The organism is Pseudomonas sp. URMO17WK12:I9 (assembly GCF_900230165.1).
GTDB classification, from domain to species: domain Bacteria; phylum Pseudomonadota; class Gammaproteobacteria; order Pseudomonadales; family Pseudomonadaceae; genus Aquipseudomonas; species Aquipseudomonas fulva.
On record NZ_OCMQ01000002.1, the window covers coordinates 172,513 to 193,693 of the forward strand.

Annotated in this window: 23 protein-coding genes; 20 read left to right on the forward strand and 3 right to left on the reverse strand. The window is 65.1% G+C overall.

Translation table 11 applies throughout. From position 1 onward, the window contains the following. Window positions 1-6 precede the first annotated feature (6 nt). Genes CRP40_RS05405 through CRP40_RS05495 form a run of 19 tightly spaced genes read left to right on the forward strand, consistent with a single transcriptional unit; the run spans window position 7 to window position 17,124 of the window. A complete protein-coding gene (locus CRP40_RS05405; protein ID WP_027913536.1) occupies window positions 7-261 on the forward strand; it encodes an acyl carrier protein in 255 nt (84 codons plus the stop codon). Next, window positions 258-803 (forward strand): membrane protein, encoded by a 546-nt coding sequence (locus CRP40_RS05410; protein WP_027913535.1) that lies wholly within the window; start codon window positions 258-260, stop codon window positions 801-803. Before CRP40_RS05405 ends, CRP40_RS05410 begins: the two co-directional genes overlap by 4 nt. Further along, window positions 800-2,479, forward strand: a complete 1,680-nt coding sequence (locus tag CRP40_RS05415; RefSeq protein WP_027913534.1) for an AMP-binding protein — start codon at window positions 800-802, stop codon at window positions 2,477-2,479. Before CRP40_RS05410 ends, CRP40_RS05415 begins: the two co-directional genes overlap by 4 nt. Next, window positions 2,472-3,206, forward strand: coding sequence for a glycosyltransferase family 2 protein (locus CRP40_RS05420; RefSeq protein WP_027913533.1), 735 nt, complete (start codon window positions 2,472-2,474; stop codon window positions 3,204-3,206). Before CRP40_RS05415 ends, CRP40_RS05420 begins: the two co-directional genes overlap by 8 nt. Next, window positions 3,203-4,141 carry a glycosyl transferase gene (locus CRP40_RS05425; RefSeq protein ID WP_027913532.1) on the forward strand — a complete coding sequence of 313 codons (939 nt, stop codon included), beginning with the start codon at window positions 3,203-3,205 and terminating at the stop codon, window positions 4,139-4,141. Before CRP40_RS05420 ends, CRP40_RS05425 begins: the two co-directional genes overlap by 4 nt. Next, the gene (locus CRP40_RS05430; RefSeq protein ID WP_027913531.1) at window positions 4,128-5,666 is read left to right on the forward strand and encodes an aromatic amino acid ammonia-lyase; all 1,539 of its coding nucleotides are present in this window, start codon (window positions 4,128-4,130) and stop codon (window positions 5,664-5,666) included. The genes CRP40_RS05425 and CRP40_RS05430 overlap by 14 nt, the downstream gene beginning before the upstream one ends. Then, on the forward strand, window positions 5,659-6,084 hold the full coding sequence (locus tag CRP40_RS05435; RefSeq protein ID WP_027913530.1) for an acyl-CoA thioesterase: 426 nt from the start codon (window positions 5,659-5,661) through the stop codon (window positions 6,082-6,084). The genes CRP40_RS05430 and CRP40_RS05435 overlap by 8 nt, the downstream gene beginning before the upstream one ends. After that, window positions 6,081-6,695: an outer membrane lipoprotein carrier protein LolA gene (locus tag CRP40_RS05440; protein WP_033694883.1), complete on the forward strand. Its 615-nt coding sequence runs from the start codon at window positions 6,081-6,083 to the stop codon at window positions 6,693-6,695. The genes CRP40_RS05435 and CRP40_RS05440 overlap by 4 nt, the downstream gene beginning before the upstream one ends. Then, window positions 6,685-9,006, forward strand: coding sequence for an MMPL family transporter (locus CRP40_RS05445; RefSeq protein WP_027913528.1), 2,322 nt, complete (start codon window positions 6,685-6,687; stop codon window positions 9,004-9,006). Before CRP40_RS05440 ends, CRP40_RS05445 begins: the two co-directional genes overlap by 11 nt. Continuing rightward, entirely contained in the window at window positions 9,003-10,160 is a 1,158-nt protein-coding gene (locus tag CRP40_RS05450) for a hypothetical protein (protein ID WP_027913527.1), read from the forward strand. The genes CRP40_RS05445 and CRP40_RS05450 overlap by 4 nt, the downstream gene beginning before the upstream one ends. Next, window positions 10,147-11,394 (forward strand): NAD(P)/FAD-dependent oxidoreductase, encoded by a 1,248-nt coding sequence (locus CRP40_RS05455; protein ID WP_027913526.1) that lies wholly within the window; start codon window positions 10,147-10,149, stop codon window positions 11,392-11,394. Before CRP40_RS05450 ends, CRP40_RS05455 begins: the two co-directional genes overlap by 14 nt. After that, a complete protein-coding gene (locus tag CRP40_RS05460) occupies window positions 11,391-12,122 on the forward strand; it encodes a class I SAM-dependent methyltransferase (RefSeq protein ID WP_027913525.1) in 732 nt (243 codons plus the stop codon). Before CRP40_RS05455 ends, CRP40_RS05460 begins: the two co-directional genes overlap by 4 nt. Next, entirely contained in the window at window positions 12,119-12,604 is a 486-nt protein-coding gene (locus CRP40_RS05465; RefSeq protein ID WP_027913524.1) for a hypothetical protein, read from the forward strand. Before CRP40_RS05460 ends, CRP40_RS05465 begins: the two co-directional genes overlap by 4 nt. After that, window positions 12,601-13,794 carry a beta-ketoacyl-[acyl-carrier-protein] synthase family protein gene (locus CRP40_RS05470; protein ID WP_027913523.1) on the forward strand — a complete coding sequence of 398 codons (1,194 nt, stop codon included), beginning with the start codon at window positions 12,601-12,603 and terminating at the stop codon, window positions 13,792-13,794. Before CRP40_RS05465 ends, CRP40_RS05470 begins: the two co-directional genes overlap by 4 nt. Next, on the forward strand, window positions 13,791-14,258 hold the full coding sequence (locus CRP40_RS05475; protein WP_027913522.1) for a hotdog family protein: 468 nt from the start codon (window positions 13,791-13,793) through the stop codon (window positions 14,256-14,258). Before CRP40_RS05470 ends, CRP40_RS05475 begins: the two co-directional genes overlap by 4 nt. Then, window positions 14,255-14,983 carry a 3-oxoacyl-ACP reductase FabG gene (fabG, locus tag CRP40_RS05480; RefSeq protein ID WP_027913521.1) on the forward strand — a complete coding sequence of 243 codons (729 nt, stop codon included), beginning with the start codon at window positions 14,255-14,257 and terminating at the stop codon, window positions 14,981-14,983. Before CRP40_RS05475 ends, fabG begins: the two co-directional genes overlap by 4 nt. Further along, window positions 14,983-16,209 carry a beta-ketoacyl-ACP synthase gene (locus CRP40_RS05485; RefSeq protein WP_027913520.1) on the forward strand — a complete coding sequence of 409 codons (1,227 nt, stop codon included), beginning with the start codon at window positions 14,983-14,985 and terminating at the stop codon, window positions 16,207-16,209. The genes fabG and CRP40_RS05485 overlap by 1 nt, the downstream gene beginning before the upstream one ends. Before the next feature lie 21 nt (window positions 16,210-16,230). Then, window positions 16,231-16,662: a hypothetical protein gene (locus tag CRP40_RS05490; protein ID WP_027913519.1), complete on the forward strand. Its 432-nt coding sequence runs from the start codon at window positions 16,231-16,233 to the stop codon at window positions 16,660-16,662. Window positions 16,663-16,677: 15 nt separating this feature from the next. Continuing rightward, window positions 16,678-17,124, forward strand: a complete 447-nt coding sequence (locus tag CRP40_RS05495) for a hypothetical protein (RefSeq protein ID WP_027913518.1) — start codon at window positions 16,678-16,680, stop codon at window positions 17,122-17,124. 27 nt (window positions 17,125-17,151) lie between these two features. On the opposite strand, the gene CRP40_RS05500 is transcribed toward CRP40_RS05495, so the two are convergent. After that, window positions 17,152-18,045 carry a LysR family transcriptional regulator gene (locus CRP40_RS05500; protein ID WP_027913517.1) on the reverse strand — a complete coding sequence of 298 codons (894 nt, stop codon included), beginning with the start codon at window positions 18,043-18,045 and terminating at the stop codon, window positions 17,152-17,154. A gap of 107 nt (window positions 18,046-18,152) precedes the next feature. Between CRP40_RS05500 and CRP40_RS05505 the strand changes: the two genes are divergently transcribed. After that, window positions 18,153-19,403 carry an MFS transporter gene (locus CRP40_RS05505; protein ID WP_027913516.1) on the forward strand — a complete coding sequence of 417 codons (1,251 nt, stop codon included), beginning with the start codon at window positions 18,153-18,155 and terminating at the stop codon, window positions 19,401-19,403. 73 nt (window positions 19,404-19,476) lie between these two features. Here CRP40_RS05505 and CRP40_RS05510 read toward each other — a convergent pair whose 3' ends face one another. After that, window positions 19,477-19,827: a NirD/YgiW/YdeI family stress tolerance protein gene (locus tag CRP40_RS05510; protein ID WP_023532560.1), complete on the reverse strand. Its 351-nt coding sequence runs from the start codon at window positions 19,825-19,827 to the stop codon at window positions 19,477-19,479. Window positions 19,828-19,957: 130 nt separating this feature from the next. Beyond that, window positions 19,958-21,022 carry a uroporphyrinogen decarboxylase gene (hemE, locus tag CRP40_RS05515; protein WP_027913515.1) on the reverse strand — a complete coding sequence of 355 codons (1,065 nt, stop codon included), beginning with the start codon at window positions 21,020-21,022 and terminating at the stop codon, window positions 19,958-19,960. Window positions 21,023-21,181: the final 159 nt, after the last annotated feature.

The window sequence follows — 21,181 nt, forward strand, 5'->3', positions numbered from 1 at the left end:
CGCATCATGCAAACCCGTGAAGACATCTTCAACATCCTGCGCGACGCCTTGGTCGAATTGTTCGAGCTCGAGCCTGAGCGTATCAGCCTGGACGCCAACCTTTACCAGGATCTGGAAATCGACAGCATCGACGCCGTCGACCTGATCGATCACATCAAGCGCCAGACAGGCAAGAAGATAGCCGCTGACGAGTTCAAGTCGGTGCGTACCGTCAACGACGTGGTCGAGGCCGTGTTCCGCCTGGTGAACCCGGAGGCATGAAGCGACTGATCGGCGCCGGCCTGCTGATTGCCGGGCTGCTGTATCCGTTCGCCGTGCATTTCGGCATGGCGCACTACGCCCCCTGGCAATTTGGCCTGCTGCTCGGCGGCCTTTGGCTGGCACGTGCGCTCAGCGCCCCTCGTCGTCCCGGCAGCCTGTGGATGGCAGTTGCCGCCCTGCTGTTCTGTGGGCTGCTGGGGCTGTCGGACAGCCAGGCACTGCTGCGTTGGTATCCGGTGCTCATCAGTACCTTCATGCTGGGGCTGTTCGGTAGCAGCCTGCTGCACGGCATGCCGGTGGCCGAACGCCTGGCACGCTTGAGCGACCCAGCGCTGCCACCGCGCGCGGTGCGTTATACCCGGCAGGTCACGCAGGCCTGGTGCCTGTTCTTTTTGCTCAACGGCCTGATCGCGGCCGCGCTTACGCTGTGGGCGCCGTTGGGCTGGTGGACGCTCTACAACGGCGTGATCGCCTATGCCGCGATGGGCGTGCTGTTCGCCCTCGAATGGCTGATTAGACAACGTGTGCGAGGACGCTCATGAACTGGATCAACCTCCAACACCTGCTGCTGCCGCTGGATGCGCCGCGCCAGGTGACCCAAGCCCCTGTCCTGGACCATGCCGAACTGAGCCAGCAGGCACTGCGCCTGGCCGGTGGCCTGCGTGCGCGGGGTGTTCGCCGATTGGCGGTGCACCTGGAGGACGCCGCGCAACTGGCCGCTGCCCTGCTCGGTGCATGGCGGGCCGAGGTTGAGGTCTTGCTGCCGGCCGACCTGCAACCGGCCACACGCGAGCGCTGGAATGCCCACGTAGACCTGTGGCTCACGGATCAGGCTGAGGATACGCTGCCCGACGACCTGTTCGACGCGCCCTTGCCACCTGCCGTTCTGGACTTGGCCCGGTGCCGCATCAGCCTGTGCACCTCCGGGTCCAGCGGCGAGCCCAAGCGCATCGACAAGCAGCTCACGCAACTGGCCAGCGAGGTGAACGCGCTGGAGCACTTGTGGGGCAAGGCCCTGGGCCCTGCCTGGATCATCGGCAGCGTCGCCACCCAGCACATCTACGGGCTTTTGTTCCGCGTGCTGTGGCCCTTGTGCGCCGGGCGTGGTTTCGAGCGCCGTCAATTGCCGTTCCCCGAAGACCTGCAACGGGCCAGCCGCGCCCACCCGGCCTTTGCCTGGGTCGCCAGCCCGGCGCTGCTCAAGCGCATGGGGGAAAACCTCGACTGGCCAGCCCTGCAACCAGTGCGCAAGGTGTTCTCGTCGGGCGGTGAGTTGCCCGCCGATGCGGCCGAGCGCCTGCACCAGCGTCTCGGCCAATGGCCGGCTGAAATCCTCGGCAGCTCGGAGACCGGCGGGATCGCCTGGCGTCAGGGGCAGCCCTTGTGGCAGCCGTTTGCCGGTGTACAGGTCAGCCAGAATGAACAGGGCGCGCTGTGCATCGCCTCGCCCTACCTCCCTGCGGGGCATGTAGAACACAGCGCCGACGCTGTCGAATTCTCATCAGATGGGCGCTTTCGCTTGCTGGGGCGACTGGATCGGATCGTCAAACTCGAAGAAAAGCGCATTTCGCTGCCCATGCTCGAACAGGCCTTGTGCACGCATCCATGGGTGTCTGAAGCACGCCTTGGCATGATCGAAAACGGCCGGGCCAGCCTCGGCGCCCTGCTGGTGCCGACCCCCGCAGGCTTGCACGCCCTGCGCAACCAGGGGCGGCGGGCCTTGGTCGAGGCCCTGCGCAGCCACCTGGCAGGCCACTGTGAGGCGCTGGCACTGCCCCGCCGCTGGCGCTTGGTGCAGCATTTGCCGCTCAACAGCCAGGGCAAGCTGACCCAGGCTGCGCTGCAGGCATTGCTGCTGGCGCCTCGCAGCATGGCGCCGCATGTGCTGGAGCAGCACCGCGAGGGTGACGAACTCCAGCTCAAGCTCGGCGTGCCCCTGGACCTTGCCTGTTTCCCGGGGCATTTTCCCCGCACGCCCGTGTTGCCCGGCGTGGTCCAGATCGACTGGGCCGTCGCGCTGGCCGCTGAGCTGACCGAGTCGCCGCTGCGCTTTGCAGGCATGGAGGTGCTCAAGTTCCAGCAGTTGGTGCGGCCCGGCGATGAGCTGGCGCTGAGCCTTCGCCTGGACAAGGCCCGCGGTAAGCTTTACTTCGCCTTCACCTGTGCCGGTCAACCGTGCTCGAGCGGCCGGGTTCTGTTGGAGAACGCCTGTGCATAAGCCCTGCGCGGTGATCCCGGTCTACAACCATGAACAGGCCGTTCCGGCGGTCGTGGACGACTTGCTGCGCGCGGGCCTGCCCTGCGTGCTGGTCGACGATGCCAGCGACGCAGGCTGCGCGCAGGTGCTCGCCCGGCTGGCCGAACAGACGAACGTGTTTCTGGTCACCCTGCCCGTCAACCAGGGCAAGGGCGGTGCAGTCATGGCCGGCCTGCGCGAGGCAGCGCGACTGGGCTTCAGTCATGCGTTGCAGGTCGATGCCGATGGCCAGCACGACCTGGGCGATGTGCAGACGTTTCTGGAACATTCGCGTCATGCCCCCCAGGCACTGGTGTGCGGTTATCCACAGTACGATGCCAGTGTGCCCAAAGGGCGGCTGTACGCGCGCTACCTAACCCACGTCTGGGTGTGGATCAACAGCCTGTCGCTGCAGATTCCCGACTCCATGTGCGGGTTTCGGGTCTATCCGCTGCCAGCCACGCTGGCCCTGATCGACACCGTGCGACTTGGCAAGCGCATGGACTTCGACCCGGAAATTCTCGTGCGCCTGGCCTGGCGCAACCAACCAATGCGCTGGCTGCCGACGCGGGTACATTATCCACAGGATGGCCTGTCGCATTTTCGCCTGGTCCACGACAACGCACTGATTTCCAAGATGCACGCCAAGCTGTTCTTCGGCATGCTGGTGCGCGCACCGGCGATCCTCTGGCGTCGGTGGCGGTCATGAGCGAACCGTCGCAGCACTGGGCCGACCACCAGGAGCGGGGCAGCTTCTGGCTGATGAAGCTGACCGCCGCCCTGGTACGGTTGCTAGGCCGCCGCGTGCTCAGCCCATTGATCCACGTGATCGTCGCCTACTTCTTCCTGTTCGGCCGCCGTGCCCGCCGCAGCGCGTGGCAGTACCAGCAACGCCTGCGCCAGTGGAACACCGGGCAGACGCCTGCCCCTGGCTCATGGCAGGTCTTTCGCCAGTTCATGGCCTTTGCCGAGGCCCTGCTGGACAAGCTTGACGTGTGGAACGGCAAGCTGCGCATCGAGGATATCGAAATCCACGACCCTGCCGGCCTGCGTCAGCAACTGCGCGGCGCACGCGGGCAGATGCTGGTGGGCGCCCACCTGGGCAACCTGGAAGTCTGCCGGGCCCTGGCCGAAATCGGCGAGCAGGTGACCATGAACGTGCTGGTGCACACCCGCCATGCCGAGCGCTTCAACCGCTTGCTGGGCGAGGCGGGCGCCACCAACCTGCGGCTCATCCAGGTCAGCGAGCTGGACCCTGCGGTGATGCTGCAACTGTCCGAGCGCCTGGAGCGCGGTGAATGGCTGGCCATCGCGGGTGATCGCGTGCCGCTGCATGGCGGGCGTACCGTCGAGGTGGACTTCCTGGGCCACCGCGCCGCCTTCCCGCAGGGCCCCTGGTTGCTGGCGGGCATGCTCGAATGCCCGCTCAACCTGCTGTTCTGCCTCAAGCACGACGGCCGCTACCACGTCACCCTCGAGCCCTTTGCCGAACGCCTGCAATGGCGACGCGGCCAGCGCGATGAAGTCATCGCCCAGTGGGCCGCCCGCTACGCCGATCGCCTGGGCCACTACTGCACGCGCGCGCCCCTGCAGTGGTTCAATTTCTACCCTTTCTGGAAGACCGATGACGATGCAAGCGCATGAACCTGTCACGTTCGGCGAATCGCCGCTGGCTATCGAAGACGTCGTGGCGCTGGCCGAAGGCCGTGCCACGGCACACCTGCAGGGCGATGCCGCCTACCGCGAGCGCATTGCCCGCGGGGCGCGCTTTCTCGACACCCTGCTCGACAAGGAAGGGGTGATCTACGGCGTGACCACCGGCTACGGCGACTCCTGTGTCGTGGCCGTGCCGCTGGAACACGTCGAGGCGCTGCCACGCCACCTCTACACCTTCCACGGTTGCGGCCTCGGCAAGCTGCTGGACGCCTCGGCCACACGCGCAGTGCTGGCTGCACGCCTGCGGTCGCTCAGCCACGGGGTATCCGGTGTTCGCCTGGAACTGCTCGAGCGCCTGCGCGACTTCATTGCCCACGACGTCCTGCCGCTGATCCCCGAAGAGGGTTCGGTAGGCGCCAGTGGCGACCTCACCCCGCTGTCCTACGTGGCCGCGACGCTCTCGGGCGAGCGCGAGGTGATGTTCCAGGGCCAGCGCCGCCTCAGCGCCGACGTGCACCGCGAACTGGGCTGGCAGCCCCTGGTGCTCAGGCCCAAGGAAGCCCTGGCCCTGATGAACGGCACGGCAGTGATGACCGGCCTTGCGTGCCTGGCGTTTGCCCGCGCCGATTATCTTCTGCACTTGGCAACCCGCATCACCGCACTGAACGTGGTTGCCCTGCAAGGCAACCCCGAGCATTTCGACGAACGCCTGTTCGCCGCCAAGCCACACCCTGGCCAGGCGCAGGTCGCCGCCTGGCTGCGCCAGGACCTGGCGATCGACGCACCCCTGCCGCCCTTGCACCGCCTGCAGGACCGCTATTCGCTGCGCTGCGCGCCGCACGTCCTGGGGGTACTGGCCGACAGCCTGGGCTGGTTGCGTGGTTTCATCGAGACCGAGCTCAACAGTGCCAACGACAACCCGATCATCGACGGTGATGCCGAGCGCGTGCTGCACGGTGGGCATTTCTATGGCGGGCACATCGCCTTTGCCATGGACAGCCTGAAAACCCTCGTCGCCAACGTGGCCGACCTGCTCGACCGACAACTCGCGCTGGCGGTGGATGTGCGTTACAACCACGGCCTGCCGAGCAACCTGTCGGGCGCACCGGCCGAGCGCGCCATGATCAACCACGGTTTCAAGGCTGTGCAGATCGGGGCCAGCGCCTGGACTGCCGAAGCGCTCAAGCAGACCATGCCCGCCAGCGTGTTTTCGCGCTCCACCGAATGCCACAACCAGGACAAGGTGAGCATGGGCACCATTGCCGCCCGCGATGCCCTGCGGGTCCTGGAGCTGACCGAGCAAGTCGCCGCCGCTGCGTTGCTGGCCGCCAACCAGGGCGTCTGGCTGCGCAGCCAGCAGCCCCAGGCACACGCGCTGCCCCCTGCGCTGGCGCAGATGCACGAGGCGTTGTTGCAGGAGTTCGCGCCGGTCATCGAAGACCGGGCGCTGGAAGGCGAGCTGCGCCACTGCCTGGTGCGCATCGGCCAACGTCACTGGAGGCTGCATGCGTAACCCTGGCGTTTTCCACGTCGACACCGAAGTCATCGTGCCGTTTTTCGATGTCGACAGCATGCATGTGGTCTGGCATGGCCATTATGTGAAGTACCTGGAAGTGGCGCGGTGCGCCCTGCTCGACCGCCTGGCGCACAACTATGTGCAGATGCAGGCCAGCGGCTATGCATGGCCGGTGATCGACCTGCAGCTGCGCTACATGCGCGGCGCCACGTTCGGTCAGCGCCTGGTGGTGCGGGCCAGCCTGGTGGAATGGGAAAACCGCCTGAAGCTGCATTACCTGATCAGCGACGCCGTGACCGGTGAGCGCATGACCCGTGCCAGTACGGTTCAGGTGGCCGTGCACATCGACAGCGGCGAAATGCAGCTGGCCTCGCCGCAGGTCATGCTCGACGCCGTGCAGCAGGTGTTGTCATGAGTGCTGCGCTAAGACGGCTGGCCTGCGTGCTGGCAACGTTGGCGGTGCTGATCGTCAGCCCCTTGAGCGCAGCCTTTGACCTGGACGCCCTGCAACACCAGCTCAGCGCACCTGCGGTGGTCAAGGGCCCCTTCATTCAGGAAAAACACCTGCGTGCCCTGCCCCAGCCCTTGCTGAGCGAAGGTGAGTTCGTGCTTGCCCGTGATCATGGCCTGCTCTGGATGCTGCATACGCCACTGCGTCAGGACTACCGGATCGACGCCCATGGCATTGCCCGGCGCGACCCGAGCGGCTGGCAAGTGCTGCCGAGCCGCAGCGCCGGTGCGCAGCAAAACCAGCTGTTCTTTGCCGTGCTGCAAGGTGACAGCACTGGGCTGCAGCGTGATTTCGAACTGGCCTTGAGCGGCGATTCAACCCAGTGGCAACTGCGTCTGACCCCACGCTCGTTGCTGCTCAAGCAAATCTTCAGCCGCATCGATATCAGCGGCGGGCGTTTTGTGCAGCGCATCGAGCTGAGCGAGACCCAAGGCGACAGCACCGTGTTGCGCCTGCCTGAAAGCACCGGCGCTGCCGAGCTGAGCGACATGGAGCGCAGTGACTTTGCCGACTGAACGCCAGTTGCCGCGCCTGTTCGTCTGCCTGCTGCTGATCATGCTGGCCGTGGCCGGCTGGCAGTGGCACCGCGGCGCGCCCTTGTCCGCCGACTTGATGGCGCTGGTACCCGGAGCGACCCAGGATCCGCTGGTGCAACAGGCCGAGCAGCGGATGCAGGAACCGCTGAACCGCGAGTTGCTGCTTCTGGTCGGCCACGCTCAGCGTCAACAGGCAGTGGCGCTGGCACAACGGTTGGCGGAACAGTGGCAGGCCACTGGCCTGTTCGAAAAGGTGCAGTGGAGCCTGGACACCGACCTGCAGGCAGTGCGTGATCAGTTGCTCAAAGGTCGCCTGGCCATGCTGCCGTCATCTGACCGGCAACAATTGCAGCAGGAGCCGGACGCCTTCGTGGCGCAGCGCGTCCAGAGCCTGGTCGATCCCTTCGCAGGGTTCAGCCTCGTGCCAGGCCAGGATGACTGGCTAGGCCTGACCGGGCGTATCCAGAATGCCCAGCCCAAGCCCGCGAACGTGGAACTGGACACCGCCAGCGGTGCCTTGATTGCCCAGGCCGAAGGGGATTACTGGGTGCTGGTGCGCGCGCACACCCTGGGCAATGCCTTCGACATGCACCTGCCCCTGCAGGTCGCGGACTTGCTGGCCCAGGCGCGTGTGCAGGCAAGCGCTGTCGATGCGCAGTTGCTGGCCGCCAGCGGCCTGCTGCACGCGGCCGCCGGCCAGCAGCAAGCCAGCCGGGAGATCACCTGGGTAGGCGGCGGGGCAACGCTGGGCATCTTGCTGTTGCTATTGCTGGCCCTGCGCAGCGTGCGTGCGCTGCTGGCGTTCCTACCCGTGCTGGTCGGCATGCTGTTCGGTTCAGTGGTGTGCGTGGCGGTGTTCGGCCAGATGCACGTCATGACCCTGGTGCTGGGCTCCAGCCTGATCGGCGTCGCGATCGACTACCCACTGCACTACCTGACCAAGAGCTGGAGCCTCAAGCCCTGGCAAAGCTGGACGGCCGTGCGCCTGACCCTGCCAGGCATGAGCCTGAGCCTGGCCACCAGTTGCATCGGCTACCTGGCATTGGCCTTCACCCCGTTCCCGGCGCTGACCCAGATTGCCGTTTTCTCCGCCGCTGGCCTGTTGGGCGCCTACCTCAGTGCGGTGTGCCTGGTCCCGGCCCTGCTGAGCAAGGCGCAGCTGCAACCTGCCGATTGGCCAATGCGTATCGCGCAGGCGCTCACCCGCTGGCGTGAGGCATTGCTGCGCAAAGTGCCGAGCGCAGCGCTGTTGGCCCTGCTGCTGTTGTTCTGCGCCAGCGGCCTCTGGCACCTACAGACCCACAACGACATCCGCCAATGGGTGGGCACGCCGCCGCAACTGTTGCAGCAAGCCCAGGCAGTGGCACGCATCACCGGTTACCAGCCCTCCAGCCAGTTCTACCTGGTGCGGGCTGCCGACCAGCAGCAATTGCTCGAACGCACCCAACAGCTTGGGGCCAAGCTCGATGAGTTGGTCGCGCTGGGCAAACTCAAGGGCTACCTGAGCCTCGGACAGCTGGTCGCAACCCCTGCCGAGCAAGCACAGGTGCGCGAGGCCCTGGCCACGCTAACGGCGCATTGGCAGCCGCTGGTGGCGCTCGGCGTTCCCCAGGCGGCCTTGGCCGCTGAAGTCGCGCAACTGCGCGCACTGCCACTGCAGCGTATCGACGACGTGCTGGCAGGCCCGTTGGGCGAGGCATGGCGGCCCTTGTGGCTGGGCAGCACAGGTGACGGCGTGGCTGCCATCGTCAGCCTGCAAGGTTTGTCTGACGCCGCCCTGTTGCAGTTGCAGGCGCAGGGCCTGCCCGGTGTACAGCTGGTTGATCGTCTTGGCGAGCTGAACCAGTTGTTCGCCGCCACCCAGGTCAGCGCAGCGGAACTCAAACTGCTTTCGTGTGCGTTGATTCTGATGCTGCTGGCAGTGCCTTTCGGGTTGCGGGGTTCTTTGCGCATCGTTGCCCTGCCGCTGTTGGCTGCTCTGTGCAGCCTGGCGAGCCTCGGCTGGCTGGGCGAGCCGTTGACACTGTTCAGCCTGTTCGGATTGCTGCTGGTGACGGCCATCAGCGTCGACTACGCCATCCTCATGCATGAGCGCATCGGCGGCGCCGCGGTGAGCCTGCTCGGAACCTTGCTGGCTGCGTTGACCACATGGCTGTCGTTCGGCCTGCTGGCCCTGTCCAGTACGCCGGCAGTCAGCAACTTCGGCATGGCGGTAAGCCTGGGCCTGGTGTTCAGCTTCCTGCTGGCGCCTTGGGCAGCGCCTCGCGAGGGAGCGCACGACCGCTCATGATGATCGCCGTCTTCTGGGCGCTGGCGCTGGCGCTCTTCACCCTGGCCAGCAGGCTGGGCAAGCGCCTCGGGCTGATCCCGATCGTCAGCCATCTGTTGCTGGCAACACTGGTACTCCCTGCCTTGATGGGTCTGTGGGTAACGCCGCACTGGCAATTGGAGGGCACTGCGTTAATCGCACCAGCATGGGTAAAAGCCCTCTACGGCGGCAGTTTCGCCTTGTTGCTCGGTCATATCCTGATCGACGTGCTGGCGCTGCGCCCGGACCGACAGGCGCTGAAACTTGCCGTGCCCAGCTTCCTGCTGCCGTTCCTCTGCGGTATCACCTGCGCGATCTGGGTGATAGGCCTGAGCGGGGTCGGTGCACTGGCACTGGGCCTGGTGTTCGCAATCACCGCCATACCGGTGCTCTACCTCTATCTCCAGGCAATCGACTATCCCCCGGCGGCCAGCCGGCGGTTGTTGCAGGCTGCCATCTTGATCGACCTGGCGTGCTGGCTATTACTAGGTGCGGGCCAAGGCAGCCTCGATCCCGGCACACTGGCCGTGCCGCTGTTGGCGGCGCTGCTGCCATGGCCGTTGCACGCGCTGGGTCTGCGCGCGCCTTCGCTGTATGGCGCGTTGTTCCTGGTGCTGCTGTTCATTGCCGAACACTACAAGCTCAACGCACTGATCCTGGGGGTTGGCTATCTGGCGTGCCTGGCTTGGCTCAAGGTCGCGGCGGCATTGCCGCTGCCAGAGCGGTACAACCGCCTCGTGCAACAGGGCCTGGCGGTCCCCATGATCCTGACCTACGGCGTGGTGCAGATCGATGCCCACCAGGCCCTGGGGCAGTTGGACGCGTGGCAGCTGGTCGCCTTGCTGGTGCTTCCGATCGCCAGCAAGTTGCTGGGCAACTGGCTGGGCCTGTGCTGGGCTGCTGCGTCGCCCGGCGCTGCCGGCAAATGGCGCGAAAGCCTGCTGCTGAACATTCGCGGCCTCAGTGAAATCGTTTTTCTCAACCTGCTGCTGTCCCAGCAGTTGATTACCCCAGCGGTGTACTTCGCGCTCATGCTGATGAGCCTGGTCGCCACTCTGATGCCGGCGCTGGCCGGCCTTCATCGCCTTCCGCTCAACACAGAACCCATGGCAAGGAGCCCGCATGCCAACCCTTGAAACCCAACAACGCCAGGTCCTGGTCATCGGCGCCGGGCCTTCCGGTGCCATCGCGGCGGCCTTGCTCAAGCGCAGCGGGCACGACGTGCTGGTGATCGAGCGTCAGCGCTTCCCGCGCTTTTCCATCGGCGAAAGCCTGCTGGCGCACTGCCTGGACTTCGTCGAAGAGGCGGGCATGCTGGATGCCGTGCAGGCGGCAGGTTTCCAATACAAGAATGGTGCTGCCTTCGCATGGGGCGACGAATACACCGCCTTCGACTTCGGGCAGACCTTCACGCCAGGCAAGACCAGCACCTTCCAGGTGCAGCGTGCTCGCTTCGACCAGATACTGGCCGACCAGGCCCAAGCGCAGGGCGTGGAGATCCGCTACGAGCATGAGGTGGTCAGCGCCGACATGGGCGGGCTACAGCCACAGGTGCGTGTGCGCCGGCCTGATGGCAGCGAGTACGTGCTCCAGGCACAGTTCGTCCTGGATGCCAGTGGCTATGGCCGCGTGCTGCCGCGTCTGCTGGACCTTGAAGCCCCGTCCGCCTTCCCAGTGCGCAAGGCGGTCTTCACGCACATCGAAGACCGCATCGACCACCCCGGCTTCGACCGCGACAAGATCCTCATCACCACCCACCCCGAGCACCGTGACATCTGGTTCTGGACCATCCCCTTCAGTGATGGCCGCACCTCGTTGGGGGTAGTGGCTGCCGCTGAGCGCTTTGCCACTGCCCCTGACGACCTCGATGCGTGCCTGAAGCACTTCGTGGCGCAAGCGCCCGCCCTGGCCAAGGTGCTGGCCAATGCAGTCTGGGACACCCCGGCTCGCACCATCGGCGGCTACTCGGCCAACGTGAAAGCCCTGCATGGGCCGGGTTATGCGCTGCTGGGCAATGCCGCAGAGTTCCTCGACCCGGTGTTCTCCTCCGGGGTCACCATCGCCATGCGCTCTGCCAGCATGGCTGCAGGCCTGCTGCATCGCCAACTGCAAGGGGAGGCAGTGGACTGGCAGAGCGCATTTGCCGAGCCGCTGCAGCGTGGCGTCGACACCTTCCGTGTCTACGTGGAGGGCTGGTACGACGGCAGCTTCCAGGATGTGATCTATCACCCCGGCAGCTCACCGGAGATTCGCGCCATGATCAGCTCCATACTGGCCGGGTATGCCTGGGATACACGTAACCCGTTCGTCGCCGAGCCTCGGCGCCGGCTGCGTACCCTGGCTGAACTGTGCGCAAGGGACACCCCATGACCCAGCGCCCGTTCCTGAGCGAGACTTACGTGGAAGAAACCCGCATCGGGTTTCGCTTCCTGAGCAGCCACACCTGGCAGCATCACGTGCTGCGGGTGGCGATCGATGACCTCGCCCGACTCTTCGCAGGCGCCCTTCCCCAGGCGCCGGTTCTGCTCGATGCCGGCTGCGGGCAGGGCAAGTCGTTCAAACACCTGCAACGGGTATTCGCCCCCTCCAGGCTGCTGGGCACCGACGCCGATCCGCACAGCCTCGACCTCAGCGCAGCCGAGGCCAAGCGGCTGGGCATCGAGGTGGAATTGTCTGGCGGTGACTGCGCCAGCCTGCCCTACCCCGATGCCAGCATCGATGTGCTGTTCTGCCATCAGACCTTTCATCACCTGGTCGAACAGGAAAAGGCCCTGGCCGAGTTCTACCGCGTACTCAGACCGGGCGGCTACCTGCTGTTCGCAGAATCCACCCAAGCCTATATCGATACCTGGGTGATTCGCTGGTTCTTCCGTCACCCCATGCACGTGCAGAAAAGCGCCGAAGGTTATCTGCACATGCTGCGCATGCAGGGGTTCGCGTTCGGGCCCGACAACGTGTCCTATCCCTACCTGTGGTGGAGCCGGGCCAAGGACTTCGGCCTGCTGGAGCGTCTGGGCCTGCGCAAGCCACCTCCCGTTGGCGAACGCGATGAAACGCTGGTCAATGTCGTGGCTCGCAAGCCCTTGGAGCACGCATGAAAACCTGGATGGCGCTAGTCCTTTGCCTGATGCTCGGTGCCTGCGCCGCCAGGGCCCCGCTGCCCGCATCCCCCCCGGCGCTTGCCCTGCCGCAGCAACTGCATGTGGAGCGTACCCAGGCCGGTCAGCGCCAGGACTGGCTGCTGGTGATCCAGGACGAGGGTGGCCGCCTGCGCTGGTCGCTGCTCGACCTGCTGGGTATTCCCCAGGCGCGACAAGTGCTGGACGGCCAGCAGTGGCAGGCCGACGGCTTGCTGCCACCCGACCCGGCGGCCCGCGAGTTGTTCGCCGCCATGCTGTTCGCCCTCACGCCACAGGACCAGTTGGCCCGGTCGTATCCCCAGGCCCGGCAGGAGCAGGGGCAGCGTTGGCTGGGCAAGCGCTGGCGAGTGACCTACCGCACGGCCCACGCCTTCGACTTGCACTTGGACCAAGGCCTGCGCTATGTAGTCGCCCCCCTGCCCCGTGAGCACACACCATGACCGCCTACCTCAATGCCCTGGGCCTGATCTGCGCCCTTGGCCATGGCCAGGCCGAGGTCGCCGCACGCCTGTTCGCCGGCGACTGCTCGGGAATGCGGCCGGCCGCAGGCTGGATCCCCGAGCGCCAGCCTCCGGTGGGAGCCGTGATGCAGCCACTGCCAGCCGTCCCCTTGCCGGAGCAGCACAGTCGCAACAACCAGCTGCTGTACGCCGCCGCGTTGCAGATAGAGCCCGCCCTGCGCCAGGCGATCGCACAATACGGCGCCCACCGTGTTGGGGTGGTCCTGGGCACCAGCACTTCGGGCATCGCCGAAGGCAGTGCCGCCATTGGCCACTTCCTGGCGGGCGGCCACTTCCCGGCCGATTATCACTATGACCAGCAAGTGTTGAGCGCGCCGGCCGACTTTCTCGCCGACTGGCTGCAACTCGGCGGCCCGGCCTATGTGATTTCAACCGCGTGTACCTCCAGCGGCCGAGCACTGCTGAGCGCTCGGCGCCTGCTGGACCTGGGCGTGTGCGATGCAGTGCTGTGCGGCGGCGTGGATAGCCTCTGTCACCTCACGCTCAATGGGTTCAGCGCCCTGGAAGCGATCAGCGAGCACCGCTGCAATCCGCTCTCGGCCAACCGCGACGGCATCAATATCGGCGAGGCCGCCGCCTTGTTCTTGATGACCCGCACACCCGAAGCGCAAGGCGAGCGCATCGCCTTGCTCGGCGCGGGCGCCAGTTCCGACGCGCACCACATCTCCGCGCCCGACCCAACTGGCGCCGGTGCCTTGCAGTGCATGGGCAAAGCGCTGGACAATGCGGGGCTTGAGCCCGCGCACATCCATTACCTGAACCTGCACGGCACCGCCACGCCCCATAATGACGCCATGGAAAGCCTGGCCGTCGATACCCTGTTCGGCGCCGGTCTGCCCTGCTCATCCAGCAAGCCGATGACGGGCCACACCCTGGGCGCTGCCGGTGCGCTCGAGGCAGCGTTCTGCTGGCTGAGCCTGAGCAGGCACAACCCGTTGGGTTTGCTGCCGCCGCACGTGTGGGACGGTCAGCCCGACCCTGCCCTGCCTGAACTGACCCTGGTCGACGGCAGCCAGCGCCTGGCAACCCATGGCCCACGCCGACTGATGAGCAACTCGTTCGCCTTCGGCGGCAACAACGTCAGCCTGATTCTTGGAGACACCGCATGATCACCTGGCCCCTGGCCGAGCTGCTGCCCCATGCTGGCGACATGATCCTGATCGATCACATCGAGCATTGTGACGAGGAGCAGATCAGCACCCGCACCACCGTACGGCCCGGCGCACTGTTCAATCGCGCCGATGGCAGCCTGCCGGCCTGGTTCGGCATCGAATTGATGGCCCAGAGCGTGGCCGCCTATGCCGGCTGTCGGGCACGGCGCAATGGGCAAGCCGTCGAGCTGGGTTTCCTGCTCGGTGCCCGCAAGTACTCGTGCGATGTCGAGTCTTTTCCGGCCGGCGCCCAATTGCATGTGCACGCCCAGCGTTCGCTCGAAGACGAGAACGGCATGGGCGTTTTCGAATGTCACCTGCGCGGCCCCGGCATCCACGCCACCGCCCGCCTGAATGTGTACCGCCCGCCGCAAGCGGCCAGCTACCTGGCCGAAGCGGGCCCTGAGGAGCCCCTGTCATGACTGATACCATTCTGGTGACCGGTTCGAGCCGTGGAATCGGCCGCGCCATCGCCCTGCGCTTGGCCCGCTCGGGCTACGACCTGGTGCTGCATTGCCGCAGCGGCCGGGCCGACGCCGACGCGGTGGCCGATCAAGTGCGCGCGTTGGGGCAGCAGGCGCGGGTATTGCAGTTCGACATCGGCGAACGTGCCGCCTGCCGCACAGCGCTCGAAGCCGACGTGGAGGCCCACGGCGCCTATTACGGCGTGGTGTGCAATGCCGGCCTGACCCGCGACGGCGCTTTCCCGGCGCTGACCGACGAGGATTGGGACCAGGTGCTGCGGACCAACCTGGACGGTTTCTACAATGTGCTGCAGCCGCTGACGATGCCCATGATCCGCCGCCGTGCGCCGGGTCGCATCGTCTGCATCACCTCGGTTTCGGGGCTCATCGGCAACCGCGGGCAGGTCAACTACAGCGCGTCGAAGGCGGGCCTGATCGGGGCGGCCAAGGCCCTGGCAATCGAATTGGGCAAGCGGCGCATCACCGTCAACTGCGTAGCGCCCGGGCTGATCGACACCGCCATGCTCGACGAACATGTGCCGGTAGACGAACTGATGAAGATGATCCCTGCCGGGCGCATGGGCACCGCTGAAGAGGTAGCGGGCGCCGTCAACTTCCTCATGTCGCCGGAGGCCAGCTACATTACCCGCCAGGTGCTGGCGGTCAACGGGGGGCTGTGCTGATGCGTCGCGTGGTCGTCACCGGCATGGCCGGCATCACCTCGCTGGGCAACGACTGGGCAACCATTGCCGGTCATTTCGCCAGCCAACGCAGTGGTATCCGCCGCATGGACGAGTGGGACCGCTTCGAGGAAATGAACACGCGCCTGGCAGGGCCCATCGATGATTTCAAGGTCCCGGCGCACTGGACGCGCAAGCAGCTTCGCAGCATGGGCCGGGTGTCCCGCCTGGCCGTTGGCGCCGCCGAACAGGCCCTTGCCGATGCAGGCCTGCTCGGCGACCCGAGCATTCGCGACGGCCGCATGGGCGTGGCCTGCGGCTCGTCCACCGGCAGCACCGACGAGATCAAGGCGTTCGGCAACATGCTGCTCAACTCGGTGGCCGACGGGCTCAATGCCAACTCCTATGTGCGCATGATGCCGCACACGACCGCCGCCAACATCAGCATTTTCTTCGGCCTGACCGGGCGCCTGATCCCCACGTCCAGTGCCTGCACCAGCGGCAGCCAAGGCATCGGTTATGCCTACGAAGCCATCAAGTACGGCCGCTTGCCGATGATGCTGGCCGGCGGTGCCGAAGAGCTGTGCCCGACCGAGGCCATGGTCTTCGATGCGCTCTATGCCACCAGCCTCAAGAACGACACACCGCACCTCAGCCCGCGCCCCTACGACTGCGGCAGGGATGGCCTGGTGATCGGCGAAGGTGCCGGCATGCTGGTGCTCGAAGCGCTTGAGCATGCACAGGCGCGGGGCGCGAAGATTCATGCCGAGATCATCGGTTTCGGCAGCAATGCCGACGGTCAGCACACGACCCGGCCTGAACAGTCGACCATGCGCAGGGCCATGGAGCTGGCGCTCGAAGACGCAGGCCTGGCCCCGGAGGCGATTGGCTATGTGAACGGCCATGGCACCGCCACCGAGCAAGGCGACATCGCCGAAACCCTGGCCACCAGCGGCCTGTTCGGCCCACGCATGCCCATCAGTTCGCAGAAGAGCTTCCTGGGCCATACGCTGGGGGCGTGCGGTGCACTGGAGTCCTGGTTCAGTATCGAGATGATGAACAGCGACCGCTATGTGCACACGCTGAACCTGGACGCGGTAGACCCTCGCTGCGGCGAACTGGATTACCTGCGGGGTGAGTTTCGCCATATGAACCACGGGTTTGTGATGAACAACAATTTTGCCTTTGGCGGGGTCAACACATCGCTGATCTTCCGCCGCTGGCCCTGACCCTCGATAGGAGCGCAAGGAATGTCCTCACTGCTACGCGCCGCTGCACTAGGGCTGGTACTGGCCGGCATTGCCGGCTGTACCTCCAAACCGGTGCTCAACCCCTCGGAACAATTGGCTGCTGCCACCCCTTACACCCAGCAGCAGGTCCAGCAGGCGATCCTCAAGGCCATCGTCGAGCGTGGCTGGACGGCCCGGTCGGTCGGCGCTTCGGTCATTCAGGCTGACATCACCGTGCGCAATACCTTCTACGCCGCCGTGGACATCCACTACAGCGCCAGCCAGTTCCGCATCGATTATCGCGACAGCCGCGAACTGGGGTATGACGGCGGCAAGATCCACCGTAACTACAACCGCTGGGTCTACAACCTGGACCGCAGCATCGTGCGCCAGCTCAACGCACTGTCCGCCGATCAGCTTCTGCAACGCAGCAACGCCTCATCCAACCACTGACCAAGGAAGAACCCGATGCGCTTGAAAACCCTGACCGCCGCTACCGCCCTGCTGCTGGCTGCCCTGCCCGGCCTGAGCCAGGCCCGCGACACGGCGTTGTACCTGCCGTTCGAAAAGGTGGTGCAGCAGATGCTTGCCGAGAAGAAGCTCGATGGCTCGGTCAAATTCTACCTGGCCGGCGTAAAGCCGCGCGGCAAGGTCACCGTGATCAGCCCTAACTCGGTCACCAACAAGAAAACCAACGCCTTCAACAAGAGTGACGAGGCTGCCTGCGAGTGGGCCCTGCAGTCCGCGTTGCTGACCTTGCAGGACGCTGCCCGCAAGGCCAACGCCAATGCGGTGACGAACATCGCCAGCTACTACAAGCGCAACGAACGCAAGGACGCTTCCACTTACGAATGCCACGCCGGTGCAGTGATTGCCGGTGTTGCGCTCAAGGGTGACCTGGCCCGCGTCAACTGATGATCCGCTCTGCTCAACGGTCAGGTTTCACCCCTGAACCTGCCCGGTGAGCAGCTCGGCAAACGCCTGAGCCATCGCTGACCTGCGGGACTGGCGCTGTACCAGCCAGACCGCCGAGGTGGCCTGCTCGTCCAGCAAGGTGCGATACACCACGCCCTCAATGCGCATGCGCTGATAGGACGCCGGCAGCACCGACACCCCAAGCCCCGCCGACACCAGGCCGATGATGGTCATGGCCTCCCCTGCCTCCTGCGCAAAGTGGGGACTGAAACCCGCCTGCCGCGCCAGCTCCAGTAACTGCGCGTACAAACCACTGCCGTAGCTACGCGGAAAGAACACGAAGGGCTCGTGGGCCAACGCTGCCAGGTGCACACCCTGTTCGGCGCCGTTGGCCAGCGCATGAGAGGCGTTGATCACTGCCACCAAGGGCTCACGAAACAGCTCGGTCGCCACCAGGCCGTCTGCCAGCGGCATGGGCCGCATTAGCCCCACTTCGATGGACTCGTCGAATACGCCCTGCGCCACTTCGCGGCTGCTCATTTCCATGAGGTTCAGGTGCACGGCAGGAAAGCGCTGCCGGAATGCATGAATCGCCTTGGGAATTTTCGATGTGAACGGTGCCGAGGAGGTGAAGCCGATCTTCATCTCACCCAGTTCGCCCAACTGTGCGCGCCGGGCGACATCAGCGGCCTTTTCGACCTGCGCCAACACCTGGCGAGCCTCTTCCAGAAACAGTCGCCCGGCCTCGCTGAGCTCGACACGGCGGTTGGTCCGCTCGAACAGCCGCGCCCCGAGTTCTTGCTCGAGCGCCAGAATCTGCTGGCTAAGCGGCGGCTGCGAAATGCCCAGGTGCTGAGCCGCCCGGCCGAAGTGCAATTCTTCGGCAACCGCGACGAAATAGCGTAAATGGCGCAGCTCCATCACCCCCCCTCATAGGTCGTGAAACGTCTTAATTAGGTCGAACAATATATTGGACCTAATTATTAGCCAGCTATATGATTTTTTCACTGCCTCTGAGGTACTTGCCTGTGAAAACCGCTGTAGCCCTTGTAGCCACCAAACCCGAACCCGAGCCCGTGACCTCGAACGACGCCTGGATCGAAAAAGGCACGCCGGCCTTCATGAGAACGGTGCTGGCGCTGTTCAGCGGCGGCTTCGCTACCTTTGCCCTGCTTTACTGCGTCCAACCGATGATGCCCTTGCTGTCGAAGGAGTTCGGCATCAACGCTGCACAGAGCAGCCTGGTGCTTTCGGTTTCGACCGGCATGCTGGCGCTCGGTCTGCTGGTCACAGGCCCGATTTCCGACCGCATCGGCCGCAAGCCGGTAATGGTGGCGGCGCTGGGCTGCGCGGCCTTGTCCACGATAGCCAGCGCGGTGATGCCGACCTGGGAGCTGGTCCTGGCAACCCGGGCACTGGTCGGGTTGTCGTTGAGCGGGCTGGCGGCGGTGGCCATGACCTACCTCAGTGAAGAAATCCACCCACAGCACATCGGCCTGGCCATGGGCCTGTACATCGGCGGCAATGCCATCGGCGGCATGTGCGGACGCCTGATCACTGGCGTGCTGATCGATTTCGTCAGCTGGCACGCGGCACTGCTCACCTTGGGAAGCCTGGCGTTGCTGGCGGCGATCGTGTTCTGGAAGGCATTGCCCGAGTCGCGCAACTTCCAGCCCCAGACCCTGAACCCACGCACGCTGGTCAACGGGTTCCTCATGCACTTCAAGGACGCCGGCTTGCCCTGGCTGTTCCTCGAAGCCTTCCTGCTCATGGGCGCCTTCGTCACTCTGTTCAACTACATCGGCTACCGCTTGCTGGCCGAGCCTTATCACATGAACCAAGCCCTGGTGGGTTTGCTGTCGGTCGTCTACCTGTCCGGCATCTACAGTTCGGCCCAGGTGGGCGCACTGGCTGACAGGCTGGGGCGGCGCAAGGTGTTCTGGGCCAGCATCGTGGTCATGGGCGGCGGCTTGCTCATGACCCTGACCCAGCCGCTGTCACTGATCATCCTGGGCATGCTCGTCTTCACCTTCGGCTTCTTCGGGGCTCACTCGGTGGCCAGCAGCTGGATCGGGCGCCGGGCGCTGAAAGCCAAGGGCCAGGCCTCTTCGCTGTATCTGTTCTGCTATTACGCCGGTTCAAGCGTGGCGGGCACGGCGGGCGGGGTGTTCTGGCATCATTGGGGCTGGAATGGTATTGGCCTGTTCATTGGGAGCTTGCTGGCGGTGGCCCTGATGGTGGCGTTGCGCCTGAGCACCTTGGCGCCAAAGGCCGCCTGAAGGCTGGGGGCAGGCCGGTTCACGGCGCGGCGGACTCGCCAAGAACCGGCCTGCCTGCGACAGGAGTGCTGGATCAGTTGATGATCTCGACACGGTCCACGTCCACCTCGCGGCTCATCAAGTGTTTCTCGACTTCACCAGTGAGCTTGACCTTGGTCTTGTCATTGAATGGCGTGGCTGGCAGGTCCTCGTCATCGATCTCGACCGTGATGGTGCCGGTGCTGTCCTTGAATTCGTATTTGTCATCGTTGTCGAGCTTGCGGGTTACGTAGCCCTGCAAGACCACCGGGGTATCGTCTGCGGCCTCGCTGGCAGCGGCCACGGTGGAAATCGACTGCGCGCCAGGGCCGGTGTAGCCACCTGAAGCCAATGCAGCGGTGCTGAACAGGGGGGCAAGGATCAGGGCAAGATAGCGTGCTTTCATGGGGGCGGGTCCTATCTGTGTTGGAGTAGGACCAGCCTAGCGAGCACCGCTGAATTGAAACTTAATGCGACAGCCTTGCTGCATTCAGCCCCAGTCGGGCCATGCAGCGTAATGCGCTGTCACAACCGGTTCACTGGTGATACTGCGCCGACAGCTCGTGCACGGCATTGATGAAGGCGCCCGCGTTTTCAGGGTCGACCTCCGGCGTGATGCCGTGGCCCAGGTTGAACACATGGCCGCTGCCATGGCCGTAGCTGGCCAGGATGCGCGCCACTTCCGCACGAATGGCCTGCGGCCGGGCATACAGGACGGTCGGGTCCATATTGCCCTGCAAGGCGACCTTGTCACCTACCCGGCGACGGGCATCGCCGATGTCGCAGGTCCAGTCCAGCCCCAGGGCATCGGCCCCGGCATCGGCAATGCTTTCCAGCCACAGGCCGCCGTTCTTGGTGAACAGGATGACGGGGACTTTGCGCCCGTCATGTTCGCGAATCAGGCCGCTGACGATTCTGCGCATATAGGCCAGGGAGAATTCCTGATAGGCCGCCGACGACAGGTTGCCGCCCCAGGTATCGAAGATCTGCACGGCCTGGGCTCCGGCCAGGATCTGCCCATTGAGGTACGTGGTTACCGACTGCGCCAGTTTGTCCAGCAACAGGTGCAGTGCCTGTGGGTTGTCGTAGGCCATGGCCTTGGTCTTGCGGAAATCCTTGGAGGAGCCGCCTTCGACCATGTAGGTGGCCAGGGTCCAGGGGCTGCCGGAGAAGCCGATCAGCGGCACGCGGCCATTGAGTTCGCGGCGGATGGTACTGACCGCGTCCATCACATAGCCCAGGTCTTTCTGCGCGTCGGGAACAGGCAGCGCCTCGATGTCGGCCGGGGTGCTGACCACCTTCCGAAAACGCGGACCTTCACCGGTTTCGAAATACAGGCCCAGGCCCATGGCGTCCGGGATGGTGAGGATGTCCGAGAACAGGATCGCCGCATCCAGCGGGTAACGGTCCAGCGGCTGCAGGGTCACTTCGCAGGCGAACTGCGGGTTCTTGCACAGGCTCATGAAGTCGCCGGCCTTGGCGCGGCTGGCGCGGTACTCCGGAAGATAGCGGCCGGCCTGGCGCATCATCCATACCGGGGTGACGTCAACGGGTTGCTTGAGCAGAGCACGCAGGAAACGGTCGTTCTTCAGGGCAGTCATGTCGGCATCCGGAAAAATAGTGGGGGCATTTTCTCAGACACCGACACAAAAGGCACGGTCGGGGCCATGCGTTTTGTTTTTTGCGTGCTTCAGGTCAAGCATTCCTGGGCAAGCCCGGGCGTCTGCCCCAGGCAAGTGAGGCCGCCCAGCGACCCCACC

Coding starts and splice junctions, on each gene's coding strand:
- CRP40_RS05405 (WP_027913536.1), top strand. CDS start 7: ATGCAAACCCGTGAAGACATCTTCAACATCCTGCGCGACGCCTTGGTC.
- CRP40_RS05410 (WP_027913535.1), top strand. CDS start 258: ATGAAGCGACTGATCGGCGCCGGCCTGCTGATTGCCGGGCTGCTGTAT.
- CRP40_RS05415 (WP_027913534.1), top strand. CDS start 800: ATGAACTGGATCAACCTCCAACACCTGCTGCTGCCGCTGGATGCGCCG.
- CRP40_RS05425 (WP_027913532.1), top strand. CDS start 3,203: ATGAGCGAACCGTCGCAGCACTGGGCCGACCACCAGGAGCGGGGCAGC.
- CRP40_RS05430 (WP_027913531.1), top strand. CDS start 4,128: ATGCAAGCGCATGAACCTGTCACGTTCGGCGAATCGCCGCTGGCTATC.
- CRP40_RS05435 (WP_027913530.1), top strand. CDS start 5,659: ATGCGTAACCCTGGCGTTTTCCACGTCGACACCGAAGTCATCGTGCCG.
- CRP40_RS05440 (WP_033694883.1), top strand. CDS start 6,081: ATGAGTGCTGCGCTAAGACGGCTGGCCTGCGTGCTGGCAACGTTGGCG.
- CRP40_RS05450 (WP_027913527.1), top strand. CDS start 9,003: ATGATGATCGCCGTCTTCTGGGCGCTGGCGCTGGCGCTCTTCACCCTG.
- CRP40_RS05455 (WP_027913526.1), top strand. CDS start 10,147: ATGCCAACCCTTGAAACCCAACAACGCCAGGTCCTGGTCATCGGCGCC.
- CRP40_RS05460 (WP_027913525.1), top strand. CDS start 11,391: ATGACCCAGCGCCCGTTCCTGAGCGAGACTTACGTGGAAGAAACCCGC.
- CRP40_RS05465 (WP_027913524.1), top strand. CDS start 12,119: ATGAAAACCTGGATGGCGCTAGTCCTTTGCCTGATGCTCGGTGCCTGC.
- CRP40_RS05470 (WP_027913523.1), top strand. CDS start 12,601: ATGACCGCCTACCTCAATGCCCTGGGCCTGATCTGCGCCCTTGGCCAT.
- CRP40_RS05475 (WP_027913522.1), top strand. CDS start 13,791: ATGATCACCTGGCCCCTGGCCGAGCTGCTGCCCCATGCTGGCGACATG.
- fabG (WP_027913521.1), top strand. CDS start 14,255: ATGACTGATACCATTCTGGTGACCGGTTCGAGCCGTGGAATCGGCCGC.
- CRP40_RS05485 (WP_027913520.1), top strand. CDS start 14,983: ATGCGTCGCGTGGTCGTCACCGGCATGGCCGGCATCACCTCGCTGGGC.
- CRP40_RS05490 (WP_027913519.1), top strand. CDS start 16,231: ATGTCCTCACTGCTACGCGCCGCTGCACTAGGGCTGGTACTGGCCGGC.
- CRP40_RS05495 (WP_027913518.1), top strand. CDS start 16,678: ATGCGCTTGAAAACCCTGACCGCCGCTACCGCCCTGCTGCTGGCTGCC.
- CRP40_RS05500 (WP_027913517.1), bottom strand. CDS start 18,045: ATGGAGCTGCGCCATTTACGCTATTTCGTCGCGGTTGCCGAAGAATTG.
- CRP40_RS05510 (WP_023532560.1), bottom strand. CDS start 19,827: ATGAAAGCACGCTATCTTGCCCTGATCCTTGCCCCCCTGTTCAGCACC.
- hemE (WP_027913515.1), bottom strand. CDS start 21,022: ATGACTGCCCTGAAGAACGACCGTTTCCTGCGTGCTCTGCTCAAGCAA.